Source organism: Lysinibacillus sp. JNUCC-52 (assembly GCF_015999545.1).
GTDB lineage: Bacteria > Bacillota > Bacilli > Bacillales_A > Planococcaceae > Lysinibacillus.
The window spans coordinates 3,384,293-3,399,707 of record NZ_CP065546.1 but is presented as its reverse complement, the minus strand read 5'-3'; the positions used below and the strand labels follow the sequence as shown (position 1 = coordinate 3,399,707).

General features: G+C 36.2%; 15 protein-coding genes. 6 read left to right on the top strand and 9 right to left on the bottom strand.

What is annotated here, in order from left to right; translation table 11 throughout:
* Positions 1-108: 108 nt before the first annotated feature.
* Positions 109-393 (top strand): hypothetical protein, encoded by a 285-nt coding sequence (locus JNUCC52_RS16755; protein WP_337980384.1) that lies wholly within the window; start codon positions 109-111, stop codon positions 391-393.
* A gap of 98 nt (positions 394-491) precedes the next feature.
* Here JNUCC52_RS16755 and JNUCC52_RS16750 read toward each other — a convergent pair whose 3' ends face one another.
* The 4 genes from JNUCC52_RS16750 to JNUCC52_RS16735 all read right to left on the bottom strand — a co-directional run bounded on the left by JNUCC52_RS16750 (position 492) and on the right by JNUCC52_RS16735 (position 2,195).
* Positions 492-806, bottom strand: a complete 315-nt coding sequence (locus JNUCC52_RS16750) for a hypothetical protein (protein WP_337980383.1) — start codon at positions 804-806, stop codon at positions 492-494.
* 157 nt (positions 807-963) lie between these two features.
* A complete protein-coding gene (locus JNUCC52_RS16745) occupies positions 964-1,152 on the bottom strand; it encodes a hypothetical protein (RefSeq protein WP_337980382.1) in 189 nt (62 codons plus the stop codon).
* Between the two features lie 565 nt (positions 1,153-1,717).
* Positions 1,718-1,927: a YczO family protein gene (locus JNUCC52_RS16740; protein ID WP_139860652.1), complete on the bottom strand. Its 210-nt coding sequence runs from the start codon at positions 1,925-1,927 to the stop codon at positions 1,718-1,720.
* A gap of 43 nt (positions 1,928-1,970) precedes the next feature.
* Positions 1,971-2,195, bottom strand: coding sequence for a hypothetical protein (locus tag JNUCC52_RS16735; RefSeq protein WP_139860655.1), 225 nt, complete (start codon positions 2,193-2,195; stop codon positions 1,971-1,973).
* Between the two features lie 158 nt (positions 2,196-2,353).
* On the opposite strand from JNUCC52_RS16735, the gene JNUCC52_RS16730 reads away from it, so the two are divergent.
* Positions 2,354-4,027 carry a ribonuclease J gene (locus JNUCC52_RS16730; RefSeq protein ID WP_337980381.1) on the top strand — a complete coding sequence of 558 codons (1,674 nt, stop codon included), beginning with the start codon at positions 2,354-2,356 and terminating at the stop codon, positions 4,025-4,027.
* Between the two features lie 73 nt (positions 4,028-4,100).
* Here the strand turns inward: JNUCC52_RS16730 and JNUCC52_RS16725 are convergent, their stop codons facing one another.
* Positions 4,101-4,769: a restriction endonuclease subunit S gene (locus JNUCC52_RS16725; protein WP_337980380.1), complete on the bottom strand. Its 669-nt coding sequence runs from the start codon at positions 4,767-4,769 to the stop codon at positions 4,101-4,103.
* 215 nt (positions 4,770-4,984) lie between these two features.
* Here JNUCC52_RS16725 and JNUCC52_RS16720 point away from each other — a divergent pair, with 215 nt between their 5' ends.
* Positions 4,985-5,374 (top strand): helix-turn-helix domain-containing protein, encoded by a 390-nt coding sequence (locus tag JNUCC52_RS16720; protein WP_173479607.1) that lies wholly within the window; start codon positions 4,985-4,987, stop codon positions 5,372-5,374.
* A gap of 525 nt (positions 5,375-5,899) precedes the next feature.
* On the opposite strand, the gene JNUCC52_RS16715 is transcribed toward JNUCC52_RS16720, so the two are convergent.
* Positions 5,900-6,784: a radical SAM/SPASM domain-containing protein gene (locus tag JNUCC52_RS16715; RefSeq protein ID WP_173479608.1), complete on the bottom strand. Its 885-nt coding sequence runs from the start codon at positions 6,782-6,784 to the stop codon at positions 5,900-5,902.
* Positions 6,785-6,995: 211 nt separating this feature from the next.
* Here JNUCC52_RS16715 and JNUCC52_RS16710 point away from each other — a divergent pair, with 211 nt between their 5' ends.
* Positions 6,996-7,430, top strand: coding sequence for a hypothetical protein (locus JNUCC52_RS16710; RefSeq protein ID WP_337980379.1), 435 nt, complete (start codon positions 6,996-6,998; stop codon positions 7,428-7,430).
* 72 nt (positions 7,431-7,502) lie between these two features.
* On the opposite strand, the gene JNUCC52_RS16705 is transcribed toward JNUCC52_RS16710, so the two are convergent.
* From JNUCC52_RS16705 to JNUCC52_RS16695, 3 genes are all read right to left on the bottom strand, one after another.
* Positions 7,503-8,900 carry a SpoVR family protein gene (locus JNUCC52_RS16705; RefSeq protein ID WP_173479610.1) on the bottom strand — a complete coding sequence of 466 codons (1,398 nt, stop codon included), beginning with the start codon at positions 8,898-8,900 and terminating at the stop codon, positions 7,503-7,505.
* Between the two features lie 49 nt (positions 8,901-8,949).
* Complete coding sequence (yhbH, locus tag JNUCC52_RS16700) at positions 8,950-10,116, bottom strand: sporulation protein YhbH (RefSeq protein ID WP_173479611.1); 1,167 nt, start codon at positions 10,114-10,116, stop codon at positions 8,950-8,952.
* A gap of 165 nt (positions 10,117-10,281) precedes the next feature.
* Entirely contained in the window at positions 10,282-12,177 is a 1,896-nt protein-coding gene (locus JNUCC52_RS16695) for a PrkA family serine protein kinase (protein ID WP_173479665.1), read from the bottom strand.
* A gap of 200 nt (positions 12,178-12,377) precedes the next feature.
* Between JNUCC52_RS16695 and JNUCC52_RS16690 the strand changes: the two genes are divergently transcribed.
* Positions 12,378-13,373, top strand: a complete 996-nt coding sequence (locus JNUCC52_RS16690) for a M23 family metallopeptidase (protein WP_173479612.1) — start codon at positions 12,378-12,380, stop codon at positions 13,371-13,373.
* Between the two features lie 333 nt (positions 13,374-13,706).
* On the top strand, positions 13,707-15,401 hold the full coding sequence (locus tag JNUCC52_RS16685; RefSeq protein ID WP_337980378.1) for a methyl-accepting chemotaxis protein: 1,695 nt from the start codon (positions 13,707-13,709) through the stop codon (positions 15,399-15,401).
* Positions 15,402-15,415: the final 14 nt, after the last annotated feature.

Here is a 15,415-nt window from a genome sequence, read left to right as displayed (position 1 = left end):
AAGGATATTAAAAATAGTTTATTACAATATTAAAAGAAGGTTAAATCAGTATTTGATACTGCTCTTCTCGTAAATATTTCCGATTAGTCAGCGACTGATACTGTTGTTGTGCCAACAACCGTTTCTTTTGTATCGACACCTGTTGTAGTTGCAACGGCACATACTCCCACCGCTGAGCCAGCAACTGATGTTGGTGGCTCAGTGAAGGATTCCGTAGTTGGACCAACAACTGATTTTGTTGCTGCAATAATTGGTTTTGTTGCGTCAATAAGTGATTTTGCTGTAGCAACAAGTAGTTTTGTTGTAACAGCAATTGATTGTGTTGATTTGGTTGCTGATACTGTTGTTTTGTCAGCAACTGGTTCGCTCCATACAGAGAAGATTTCCTTTTGATCAGTAATTGATTAAATGACATCAAATGAGCTACCACCTCTGTCTTCCCTTTCATTAAAAAATAGCTAGTTCCTTAACTTTGCTTCCTGCAAAAAATATTATTTGTTTAGATGAGTTAGTAACTCGTTCTGTAGCGTTAGTAACTCATCCTTTTCAGCTATTAACTCTTTTTGTTGAGCCAGTAAGTCGTCTTGTTCAGCTTGTAACTCGTTCCGTTGATCTAGTAATTCGTTCTGTTCAGCTTGTAATTCATCCTGTTTTGCTAGTAATTCGTTCTGTTCGGCTTGTAATTCATCCTGTTTAGCTAGTAATTCATTCTGTTCGGCTTGTAACAAATACTGTTCAGCCACTACCTCGATCTGCTCTGTCAGTAACTTGTTCTCCTCAGCTTGTAACTTATTCTCTTCAGCCAATAACTTGTTCTCCTCGGCTTGTATTTTGTTCTCTTCACTCACTGTCTCCATAAAATGTTACCGTATAGTAATCTAAAGTAGGGACAGCAGTAATACCATTACTATTGTGAATTGTAATTTTACCGCCTGATTTTAACTTTTTATGAATATCTACTCCTTAATCAGCGTCTGTTAAATCATAGATGTAATATGTTCCCTCTTTATCTACTGTAGGCTCATTCGGTAATGTATTTGTATAAAATTCATTATCGTCAGCTGTATTGACTAAACGCAGCGTTCTGCCACACCATTGACCAGTCCCCTTTTCACCGTCTATTCTCATTAAAATGTGAAGGTCTGTTTTCACTTCAAATGTCCGCTGTTGATTATGCTTAGTGGCTTCCGCGTTAATTGGAGTTACTATTGCTGGTGTTACTAATGCAGCAGCAGCAAAAATTGTAGTTTTTTAAATTTATTTCTTTTTTTCTTCATTCTATTACTAGACCCCTTCCTTAAATTTTTCTGCAGTTATTTTTTCATTTCTGCAATTATCTGAACTATATATTATTTTAATAGCACGGAAGAATCTTATTTTTTCCCCCTATATCTTTTTTTTGAGAAAATTAAAAAGGCAAAATTACTACTTATTTAGTAAAATTAAATATTATTTTTATTTAAAGTTTTTAAATAATATTTACATCATATAATTTTGACTATATTAAAAATCATATTTCTCTTTTTAATTTTTTATTTTTGATAAAAAATTGGCCTTTTAATGCGGAAGTAGGATGAGCCGCCCAAAATAAAAAAACGAAAACTGGACAGTTTAAGTCCAGTTTTCGTTTTTGCTATTTATATGTTAAACTTCACTGCCATTTATGTTAGGTTTCTCTTAATTCTTCATTTGAATGACAAAAGCGCATTCTTCCTCTCTATAATTCATCTGGCTGCATTTCAATCAATTCATCGCCTTCTCGTTTCACCCTTTTATTGAGCTCTTCAATTGGAATAATATCGACTGTTTGCATATCTTCATGCAAATCAAAAATACTAATGGTATCCGAATCAACCATATCAGGCTTGTCTTTGCTTGATAAGTTCATAAACATTCTTTTCTCAGGTGGCACATTTTCTTTATCCATGTTGTCACACTCCTTTATAGTAATGTGTGTAAACATACTAAGATTATGTGTCCTTCGTTTTATCAACCCGATGATACTCGGAAACTTGGATAACTCGAACATTTCTTGTGTGTAATTCATGATATATTCCTCTGCTATCTGTAAAAGCAATATATTGATCGCGTTCACTTTTAACCAATTGCTGTGCTTTTTCTTGTGATTCAATATGAATAAATCGTCTAACATAATGAATCTCATCAAAGAAATAGGTTATTTTAAATTCCTTCATTCTCCAACACTCCTCCATTAATGCACTTATCATATCCAATAGCTGTTTTTGTCATTCTCTGTTATATAAGAAACGTTTTAAAGGCCCACAAAAGTATAAGATTGAAAACGCGAGCAATACTAAAACGTATCGGAAAACGTTTAAACGGAGGTATTCAATTGAACGCAGCAAATAATGCATTATCCATTTTTGCCCTAGGTGGTATTAACGAAATCGGAAAAAATATGTATGTTGTACAGTACGGAAATGATTTACTTATAGTCGATTGTGGCGCAAAGTTTCCAGATGAAAGCCTACTCGGCATTGATTTGATTATTCCTGATATCACATACTTACAGGAGAACAAAGAAAAAATTAAAGGTTTGATTGTCACTCATGGGCATGAAGATCATATAGGTGGTATTCCGTACCTTTTAAAGAAAATTAATGTGCCCATCTACGCTACCCGATTTACATTAGGGCTAATTGAGTTAAAACTAAAAGAGCATAAGCTACTAAGAGAGACTGACTTGATAGAGATTCGCTCTGACTCCTCGCTACATTTCGGACAGATTGATGTTAGTTTCTTCAGAACGAATCATAGTATTCCTGACTGTTTAGGTATTGTTTTCAAAACACCTGAAGGCAATGTTGTGCATACTGGGGACTTCAAGTTTGATTTAACACCAGTAAATAATCAGTTTGCTGACATTCACAAGATGGCAGCTATCGGATCTGAAGGTGTATTGTTATTAATTTCTGAAAGTACAAATGCTGAACGTCCAGGATTAACACCATCAGAAAAGCTTGTAGGGCATCATATTGAAGAGGCTTTTCTTCATGCTGAGCGCAAAATAATCATTTCTACCTTTGCGTCCAATGTGAATCGAATTCAACAGATTGTAGACGCCACTATTGCAACGAATCGGAAACTAGCATTGTTAGGTCGTAGTATGGTCAATGTTGTAGATGTTGCATTAGAGCGCGGATATTTAACGATGCCCGATGATTTGTTACTTGATGCCCGTGAAGTGAAGTATCTCCCACCAGAGGAAGTAGTTGTGTTATGTACAGGGAGTCAAGGAGAGCCATTAGCCGCACTTTCTCGTTTAGCTAGTGGCAATCATCGTGAAGTGAAAATTTTGCCAGACGATACTGTTATTTTAGCTGCCTCTCCAATACCAGGTAATGAAAAAGGTGTTTCGCGAATTGTTGATAATTTATTTCAGCTTGGGGCCAAAGTCATTTATGGTTCATCCAGTAACACTGGCATGCACGTTTCTGGACATGGTTATCAAGAGGATTTAAAGCTTATGCTGACACTTATGAAACCAACGTTTTTTATACCTATCCATGGAGAATTCCGCATGCTCCATCAGCACCGTTTGTTAGCAGAATCTGTCGGTGTCAAAAGAGGACATACCTTTATTATGAAAAATGGGGATGTTGTTGATATCGAAAAATCGAAAGCTAGGCAAACACGAAAAATCCCATCTGGTGATACGTATGTTGATGGTATTGGTATTGGTGAAGTTGAAGGCATTGTATTACGTGATCGTAAACAACTATCGGAGGATGGTATGCTCGTCATCGTGTTAACACTTAGCAAGACAGATGGATCAATTATTTTAGAACCTGATACTACATCACGAGGATTTGTTTATGCAAAAGAGTCAGAGGAACTTCTTCATAAAGTGAATGATCTTGTAAAAGTAACTATTAACGAGTTACAAGAGGTAAATAAACAACAACTATTTGTTTTAAGACGCGAAATTAAAAAAGCCGTTGGTCAATATTTGTTTGCGCAAACGAAACGAAAACCGATGATTTTACCTATTATAATTGAAATTTAACTGCATATCGTTTATGTTAGCAAGTCGGTGTTGCGGTATTCCTTTTAACACCGACTTATTTTTTAATGTCATCTCAAGTCTTTCTTTTACAATTTTTATTTTGGAACCGAAATAGCTCTCCAGTAAAGATTTTGTGTAGTGCCAAATGATATAACGTTTGAAGTTGGTCAAACCCGTCCTTTAGTTGGTTAGCATGTTGTTCAGTTTGCTTTGAAATGTTTTGAAAATGCATTGGTAGCTCCTCGACAACAGCAAGCAATGATTTTTTATTTTTCAATAAAAGCTGACTTGTTTTAAGCAGCTTTACAATATGTTCTTGGATTTCTAAAGATGGTACATCTAATTTTATATGATGCAATTGTCTCCAATCTGTTTTTGGCTCATACCATTGGAGGAAATAATATAAATACTCACTTAATAGAATGGATGCATTCGGTATAATCGCAATTACATCATTCGTAATATATACTTCTTGTTCACAATGAAATATATATTTTTTAGCACTACCCAAGTCATTTCGGGCAAGAATAATTGTTTTTGCTGGCACCTTCGTACACGTAAAAAGCATATTATCTACTGCATTCCAATTAGTTAATTTACGAACATCACCGTCAAGCGCTAACCCTTTTAAAGTTTCTGCAGTAATAAGAGGTTGACCTATTTTTGAGCACTCTGAAATATTTGGTGTTGTTAAATTAGCAACAATAAGAGCTACTTCATCAAGTCTATAACGCTCCAACAAGTTTAAATCCTCCATTCTTAAAAAGCTTTCAAATTCCCACACAACCAATCAAAAAATGCATGGGAAGACGGTCCAAAAAATTAGAAATTCTATTGCATAACATTTTAATAATGATTATTGTACCATTTTAATGTAACATTATCTACATTATATAACTTTAATGGTATATGCATAATCATTGTTTTTCACTAGCTTTTTACATAGAGGTGAGTGATATGTCAGACTTTTTAAAGCTAGTAGGTGAACAACTCCGTATCATTAGAGTTTCCAAAGGGCTTAGTCAAGAAGAAGTAGCAGAGAGAACGGGGAAGTTAGGTTTTAGTAAAGGTCGCATTTCCAATATTGAGCACGGGCAATCCAATATTACGTTAAGTACTTTAGAGTTGCTTATGAAAGCGTTAGATATTGCACCAGAGGAACTTTTTAATTTCCAAAGATTATCGGGTGTTACTGATATTGAAGAGAAAAATCTTATGCTCGACATTCATCGCTCATTATTAAGAGAGCGCAATTTAGACGAAGTAAAATATGTAGTACGCATCACAAGAGATTTTTTAAATACAATTGATGCTCAATCAAAGAAAAACAGCTCCAATGTTGATTAACATTGGAGCTGTTCGACTGTAAACAGGACTTGTCTGCACCTTTCACAGAGTGTTAGTAGATATTTGTTAGGGACGGTTGCTTTCCGCGAGAGTCTACGTGGATTTTTCCTTTGTTAGTTTCAAATGCAAAGTATAGAAATTGTATGTGTGACTGGCACACCGCATAGCCCCATGGCATAAGAATGGCTCCTAAAGCGGAAAAATCCACTTCGCTTTCCGCGGGCACACACGTAAGCCGCAACCCTCGCTAACGCGCGGCTTGTTGCGTCTTATGCTGTGTGCGTTCCCGCAGGAGTCTACGTGGATTTTTCCTTTGTTAGTTTCAAATGCAAAGCATAGAAATTGTATGTGTGACTGGCACACCGCATAGCCCCGCGGCATAAGAGTGGCTCCTAAAGCGGAAAAATTCCCGTTGCTTCAATCAACTTGATAAGCATTTTGAAAGTTGTAAGGCCATCTTCACATTGCTCTTTTCATTGGCCTGCAACGCAAATCAACTTTGCAGTCAACTGTTTCTCTTTTACCCTATTCGCCTTCCATACCGAACTTCTGACGATAGCCGCATTTTTTGCATAGCTCTTCAACCGCTTCTCGTCGTGAAAAGCCATCGACTAAATTATTGGCACGCTCGCCTTCTACAATTTCACTAAAGGACTGCTCATGTACATTCCCTAAATTAATAACACCTTCTCCATCAAGACAACATGGCACAACTGTACCATCTACAAGAATGGCAGCTTGGCTGCGTAATGCGTGACAAAAGCCTTTGCCTTCATCCTCTGGCGCAAGTAAACTTGGCCATCTAAATTCATGATCTTGGTTTAAATACACATTGTTCGCAATTTTTACGCCCTTACCTGGCTGAACTTTCTCCTCAATGCGAAAATCAAGATGATATTCATTTTCTAAAATTTCTAATGTTTCACGGTTTCTTCTAGCAGCAAGATCTGAAACATGATCCTGCTGTAAATTCCACAGGCGATACGAAATAATTGTGTTAAATTCTTTTGCTTCGCGCACAAAATCTAAAATATCCCCTAAATATTTTTCTCGATTTTCAGAGCCCTCATGACCATCAAAGCTATGTAACGAAAAATTAATTTGGCGGAGTGCAGGCTTGCCCAATAGCTTTTCACGATTCTTTTTTATAAGTGTACCATTCGTTGTAATATTCACCTTAAAGCCTTTGTCATGCGCCGCATCTAGTAGCTGATTAATACGTGGATGTAAAAGTGGTTCGCCTTTCACATGCAAGTAAATGTATTTAGTATGAGGACGTATTTCATCAAGAATTTTATTAAACTGTTCTACCTTGATAAGCCCTTTTGCACGCTCAGTTGGCGGGCAGAAACTACAAGCTAAATTACATACACTTGTTATTTCTATATATACCTTTTTAAATGTTTTCAACGTTTATTCACCGTTCCAGTTCCATAGATATTCATATAATCTTATTCATTTTAACAAATTTTCGTTATGTCTTGCAGAAATTCATTTTGAATAACTACAGCTTTCCATAATATCTTTAATATTTCCTTTTAAGTATAAGGCTACACGTACAAGTAAACATCTAAGAAATTAATACTTTAATAATAATACTTAAAAGAAAGGAGTGAAAACTATGACAGGTTTTTATAATCCCCGCAAAAATTCTCATAATCCTAATGAACCTGAAAGAAATCATTCTAATAATCAAGCGAAAAATGACATTACCATAAATATTACCTTTAATATTGGCAACACAGAAAACCGTTTTGAACAAAGAGCTGAAGGTGGTGGGCAAATCAATAAGGAGGTTGGCACAAATGCTAACCAAGGTGGGCAAAATGCGCTGAACCATAGCCAAACAAGAAATCTTAAATCGCAATTTGCGGATGGCAATGGCAGAAGTGGTATCGCAGGAAATAATAACGATGAAGCTGGTGGCCAGCAGGGGCAAAAAGTTCGTGATAGTTTAGTAATCGATAGTGATATACATTCGACTTCAACTCAACACCTAGATGTTGAAGATGCGCTACAAGACACAGTTGAAGATGAACCCACTGAAAACAATTAATAAATTTACCTCAATAAAAAAGTAAAACTTCTATCTATAGGAATTTTCATCCTACCTGATAGAAGTTTTGCTTTAGACCGAGCGCTTATAATTTTTTGTACCATCATACGAATAGAGCATCGGTTTTCCCTCAACAAATGTCTCTAAATGCACAGGACGCCCCCATAATTGATAAATATAAGGCAATACATTTTCTAAATAATGAGGATCTAGCTCCATCCCTTCAAAACCATGCACTAAATATAACTCTCCATTTCGGAGATAATCGCCATTTTTCACAACGATATATGGGAACCCTCCATTGACGCGCATCGACACAAGCTGATCACGAACCATTTCATGATCTTTGTCTGTAATACGATATTCATTGCCCTTTTTCTGGAACAAATATAGATCCTCTTGCTTTGCTAAATCCTTTGTTAAATAGTTGCGAATAAAGGAAATATCCGATTCAATTTCTCGCACCTCAAACATCTTTTCACGTCCGCTATTTGGTAGTACTCCACGTTTTAGCATTTCTTCACTTGGATTATTATAGCGTTTTTCAATATCCTCAAATATTTTCAAGCCTAAATAATAAGGGTTGATCGATGTTTTGGATGGCTGCACAACGCCAGCGTTTAACTTAGCGTATTCAATCGTCTCCACTGTCGTTAAATTCAGCTCACGCATAATTCGTTGATGCCAAAAGGATGCCCAGCCTTCATTCATTATTTTCGTTTCTAATTGAGGCCAAAAATATAGCATTTCCTCACGCATCATTGTTAAAATATCCCGCTGCCATCCCTCTAGTTCACGACTATGCTCCTCAATAAATAGCAATAAATCTTTTTCAGGTTTCATTGGAAACGGCTTGATTTTTCTACGTACCGACCGCTGTTCTTTTTCCTTATTATCTAAACTCCAAAGATCATCATACGGAGATTTGGTAGCAATAATTTCTTCGTCCTGTTCTTCCTCTTCAGAAGCCAGCTTTGTTCTTAATAAAGAAGGATCGATATGTTCTTGTATAGCTAATATCGCATCTAAAAACTGTTCGACCTCTTCCTTACCATATTCCCTTTCATAGCCAGCAATCCGTTCTGCTGTTGCCGTCATACTCTCTACCATATCTCGCCTTGTATTTGAGAATCGTACATTGTTTTTAAAGAAGTCACAGTGTGCTAACACATGCGCAATAATTAGCTTATTTTGTGTAAGTGTATTCGTATCGAGTAAAAATGCATAGCACGGATTTGAGTTAATCACAAGCTCATATATTTGACTTAGCCCTAAGTCATATTGCAGCTTCATCTTATGAAATTGCTTTCCAAAGCTCCAGTGGGAAAAACGCGTAGGCATACCATATGCGCCAAATGTATAAATAATATCTGCAGGACATATTTCATAACGCATTGGGAAAAAATCTAAACCAAACCCTGTTGCAATTTCTGTTATTTCATCAATCGCACGGTGAAGCTCCTTCTCCATTTTTCAACCTCCTCCTCTGGAAAAATGAATGCTTCGCACCTTCCTAATATTAATTTTCATTTTGCAACTCATGTTTTTGGAAAAAGCTCTTTAAGGCATCATAGACATCGCCTTTTTTCTTTAAAATATGATACCTAAACTTTGGATCATCAATTTTTTTATACGTATACATTAATGTTGAAAAACGATTATGTTGATTGACTTCGCCATATCCAAACATGCTTGAGACGTCCATCAATTCATTAACAAGCTTTAAACATTTTTCATTATCCATTGAAATGTTTTCACCATCTGAAAAATGCACAGGATAAATATTATAACGACTAGGATTATACTTCTCACGAATCAACTCTAACGCTTTAATATAAGCCGAAGAACAGATCGTTCCGCCACTTTCCCCTTTTGTGAAAAACTCTTCCTCTGTCACTACTTTTGCCTCTGTGTGATGTGCTATAAATTCAATTTCAACTGTTTCATATTTCGACCGTAAAAATCTCGTCATCCAAAAGAAGAAGCTTCTAGCACAATATTTTTCAAAGGCACCCATTGAACCACTCGTATCCATCATTGCAAGGACTACAGCCTTTGATTCAGGCTTCTCCACTTCATCCCATGTTTTAAAACGTAAATCATCATTATGAATTGGTGTAATTTGTGCTTTCCCTTCCATGGCATTGCGTTTCAGCGCATTCAATATTGTACGCTTCTTATCCACATTCCCCATAAGCCCTTTTTTCCTTATATCATTAAATTCAATTTTTTCGGTTTTAATATCTGCTTTTTCTTTTTGCTGTAAATTAGGAAGCTCCAGCTCTTTAAATAACACACTTTGAATTTCTTCCATACTTACTTCTGCTTCATAATAATCTTGACCAGGCTTGTCACCAGCTTCTTTCCCATTTCCATTGCCTGGCTGTTTACTACCGTCACGCGCAACAACATCACCTACACTACTATCACCTTGTCCTTGACCGACATGCTTAGAATTATCATAGTTGTATCGAATTTTATATTCATCGAGGGAGCGTATCGGTATTTTAATTACCTCACGACCATTGGACATGACAATACTTTCCTCACTGACTAAATCGGGTAAATTATTTTTAATCGCATCTTTAACCTTTTCCATATGACGTTGCTGGTCTTGGTGCCCTTTACGATGGAGGGACCAATTTTCCTGAGAGATGACAAAACCCTTATTTTCGTTTTCAGTCATTTTTATCCTCACCCATCTATCAAATTCGCTTTTTCTATACTATGCTAGTAATCCGCTTTATTGAACTTTTTTAGAGAAATAAAAGGAGTGCCCTTAAATTGGGACACTCCTATTACGTCTATCAATTACGCTAGTGCATAATTGTGGCTGCCACTAAAATGAAAACTATCGATTCAGTAAGCTTCCTACATATTGTAATAATTCATTTGCTGACGTTGTATTATATCCATGTTCATCGACAAGTCTTGCCACAACTTCATTAATCTTTTTCAACTGTGACTCATCAGGCATTTTTGAAGAAGTCGTAATTTTTACAACATCTTTTAAATCAGCAAATAATTTCTTCTGAATCGCTTCTCGTAATCTATCATGAGAATTATAGTCAAACCGCTTTCCATTTCTCGCGTAAGCCGAAATACGAATTAATATCTCCTCACGGAATGCCTTTTTCGCATTTTCAGAAATCCCAATTTGTTCTTCAATGGAGCGCATTAATTTTTCATCTGGATTCATTTCTTCACCAGTCAAGCGGTCAAAAATTTTATTCTTATTACAAAATGCCTCTACATTATCGAGGTAATTATTCATTAACGTTTTTGCAGATTCCTCATACGAATAAACAAACGCTTTTTGCACTTCATTTTTAGCAATATCATCATACTCTCTTCTTGCTACAGCTATATAGTTCATATATTTTTCACGATCTTCCTGCGATATCGAAGCATGCTGATCAAGACCATCCTTCAGTGCTCGCAAAACATCCAATGCATTAATCGATGGAATTTCTTTTCGAATAATAGCTGAAGAAATACGATTAATAATATACCGTGGATCAATACCGTTCATGCCTTCATTCGGAAACTCTTTTTTAAGCTCCTCTAAGTCAACGGAATTAAATCCCTCCACATTTTCTCCGTCGTACAAGCGCATTTTTTTTATAAGATCCACACCTTGTTTTTTCGGAACTTCCAGTCTTGTTAGGACCGAAAAGATTGCTGCGGCCTTCAATGCATGCGGCGCAATATGCACATGGGACATATCACTTTCATTAATCATCTTTTCATAAATCAGTTCTTCTTGGCTCACTTTTAAATTGTAAGGTATTGGCATTACAATAATACGCGAGTGTAATGCTTCATTCTTTTTATTTGAAATAAAGGAACGATATTCTGTTTCATTCGTATGCGCTACGATTAGCTCATCCGCGCTAATCAACGCAAACCTTCCTGCCTTAAAGTTCCCTTCCTGTGTCAGTGATAATAAATTCCATAAAAACTTTTCATCTAGTTTCAGCATTTCTTGGAATTCCATCATCCCTCGGTTTGCCTTGTTTAATTCTCCATCAAAGCGATAAGCACGAGGGTCTGACTCTGAGCCAAATACACCAATTGTTGAGAAATCAATGCTACCTGTCAAATCCGCAATATCTTGAGATTTTGGATCTGAAGGTGTAAAGGTTCCTATGCCCACACGTCTGTCTTCTGAAAAAGTGATACGCTCAATGATGACATTTTCAATACGTCCATCGTATTCTTTTTCAAGACGCATCGTATTTAAAGGCGATAAGCTGCCCTCAATTCTTATTCCATACTCTTTAAAAAAGTCGTTCCGTAAATGATGTGGAATTAAATGCAGGGGATCCTCATGCATTGGACATCCTTTAATTGCATAAACTGCTCCCTCTTCCGTACGCGAGAACTGTTCAAGTCCACGCTTTAACAAAGTCACTATCGTTGATTTTCCTCCACTTACTGGCCCCATCAATAACAAAATACGTTTTCTAACATCTAATCTTCTCGCTGCTGGATGGAAATATTCCTCCACCAGTCTTTCAATTGCTGACTCAAGCCCAAAAATTTCTTGCCCGAAAAATTGATACATTTTTTGCCCATCGCGTTCCTCTACACCAGCGCTTTTAATCATATTGTAGACGCGAGAATGGGCTGTTTGAGCAACTTCAGGTCTTTCCTTCAGAATGCTTAGATAATCTGCAAATGTACCTTCCCACTTCAGTCGATTTTCTTCTTCGCGATAGCTCTTCACTTTATCTAAAATGTTGATAGCCTTCCCTCCATTCAGGGCTTGATTTATAACATAGTATGAAGTTAAAGACATTATGATACCCATTACTTTTTCTTTGATTAAGTTTCTTCTTATTGTTTCTTTTTTTCTTGCTACAAAAAAGCCAATTACTGTATTGACAGCGGACTTATGAAATATAAAATTTCGGTTATTCTAATCTGTAGAAAGGAGGTTCAATTTTGAGTCGTCATTTTATTTTCCTTCTGACATGTACGCTAGTGTGGAGTTATTTCTTCCCAACAGTTACTTTGGCAAATGAAGGACCTAGTAATGAAGAAATATTACAACAACGTATGTCTTATTATGTACAATACGATGAATTACTGATTCCATGGCACTTTTTAGCAGCAATCGACCAATATGAGCGCAATCTCCAATCTGTTCGGAAAGACATCCCTAAGCGAGATGGCTACATTGCCATTCAATTTTCTGATGAATATTGGTCAGGCGCATTAAATCCTGTCAAGGAAGATACGATACCCGAAACAATCAGTTACTTCGGTGGGATGGGACTTGATGGCAATAATGATGGAATCGCCAGTCCTAAAGATGATGTAGATGTTATTTACTCCATGGCAAGCTATTTAAGTAAATTTGGTTCTACCGACGAGGACTTCAAATTGGCATTATGGGAATACTACAAAAGCGAAGAAGCGGTTAATCAAATTGTAACAATTTCTACTTTGTATAAACATTTCAAAACAACTGAGCTAGATGCACATACGTTCCCAATTCCAACTCGCTACAATTACAGCTTTAGAGGTACTTGGGGCGATAACAGAGGCTGGGGCGGTAGGCGTATCCATGAAGGTACAGATATATTTGCTAGCTATGGTACACCTATACTTTCCACTTCCTATGGTGTAGTCGAAATCAAAGGTTGGAACCAATTTGGTGGATGGCGAATTGGGATTCGTGATAATCATAATTCTTATCATTATTATGCCCATCTTGGCAGCTATAATAAGGACATTAAGGTTGGGGATGTTGTAGAGCCAGGTACAATACTCGGTTATGTCGGTAGCTCTGGCTATGGGAAAGAAGGAACTTCAGGGAAATTCCCACCACATCTTCATTATGGAATATACAAATTTAATGGCCGTACAGAATGGGCATTTGATCCATACCCATCCCTTTTACAATGGGAACGTCAAGCCAAAAAGAATAAGCAATAATGCAATTACAAAGTACAAGTATTAGCATTAGATATTAATACGATGCAGAAGCAAGCTCCACAAGGGCTTGCTTTTTTTTTTGAAAATTCCCTTATGGACAGTCTACACAGATGTAGGAATTTAATAATTTTACACTTTCTAAAAATGACATTAACATAGGCAAATAGATATACACCTTTAGCAATCTAACAAAAATATAATAATAATGTAAATTAATTATGCCAAAAAACCTTTTTTAGTATTTTCAACAAAAAAATTCTACTTTTCTTATGAAATAGTAATAAAATAAAAAGATAGGACTCGTTCTATAGAAAAAGTTAAAGGATGGAAAAAATGAACCCTTTATTTCAGTTTAAATCAATCAAAGCACGCATTTTAAGTAGATTTATCATTTTATTAGTATTATTTGTGTGTTTTACTACTTATACTTATTTTTCGAACACGAACATGGAGAAACAAGCAAAAGTACTTGTGAAAGAAGATTTAGTTGTTTTAGAAGCAAGTAAAAATTTGTCTATGTCTATAAGTGTACGATTATCTGCAGCTTTAAGTTATGTTGTAACAGGCGATGAAAAATACATAGATACTTTTAATAAGTACCGTCAAATTGCTGAGGATAATAACAGTATCGTGGAGCAATATGAAAAAACAGCAGAACGTGAAGAACTAGTAGTGATGGCACGTGAATGGAGCAACCGTGTTAATAGTGAAGTTTTTGAAGTTTATAAAAAGGGCGACAAACAATTAGCATTAGAAAATTTAACAGCTATGAATGAACTTGTAAATGAAGTTCGTGATGGCTATGAAGAAGTGTCTGATAAACGCTATGACTCGATTACGCAAGTCGGCAATGATGTCGTATCAACAAGTTCAAACAATAAATCAATTGGGTCTGTTGTCAGTCTCATTCTAATTATTGCAGGCATTCTTTTAGCAATTTTTACAGCAAGTCGCATTTCTAAACCCGTTAAAATTGTTTCCAATCGTATGAGAGAATTAGCTGATGGGAATTTGCGACATGATAAGTTTTCAGTTACTAATCAAGATGAGATTGGACAATTAATGCTTTCTGCCAATGACTTGAATGATAAATTACAGGAAACGATTAGCTCTATTCATAATGTTTCTGAAACAGTTGCAGCTAGCAGTGAAGAATTAGCGCAATCTGCTAACGAAGTTCAAACAGGTACAGAACAAATTTCATATACTATGCAAGAGCTGGCTACTGGAACAGAAACACAAGCGTCCACAGCTAGTGATTTAGCAGAAACAATGACAACTTTCCAACGCAACATTCATGAAACAACACAAGAAGGAGTGGAGTTAAAAGAACATTCTGGGCATGTACATGACTTAACAACGTCAGGTAAAAAATTAATGGTCCAATCAACAAAACAAATGGCGACTATTAATGACATTGTTTTAGATTCTGTGAAAAAGGTAGAAGGCTTAAACGAACAGTCTGCTGAAATTTCAAAGCTTGTTTCAGTAATTGATGAGATTTCAAACCAAACGAATTTGCTTGCTTTAAATGCTGCAATTGAAGCAGCACGTGCAGGAGAGCATGGCAAAGGCTTTGCAGTTGTTGCAGATGAGGTACGTAAGCTTGCTGAACAAGTACAATTCTCTGTTACTGATATTTCTACAATTGTTCATCGTATTCAAAATGAAACAGGAAATGTAACGAGTTCTCTACAATCAGGCTACGAGGAAGTTCGAAAAGGTACTGCACAATTAGATCAAACAAATAACACGTTCGATCAAATTTCTCAAGCGATTGAAGATATGAATGACAATATTAATGTCATTTCCAATAACTTAACAAAAATTTCGCAACACTCCGAAATGATTAATGGCTCTATTGATGAAATGGCTTCTATTTCACAAGAATCTGCAGCAGGCGTAGAGCAAACAACTGCAACTGTCGAAGAAACAGCGGCAACAATGGATGAAATTACAAAGAGTGCTAATCAGCTTGCAGAAATGGCTGAAGAGCTAAATACCCAACTACAAAAATTTACTTTATAACAGTTAAAAAGCTA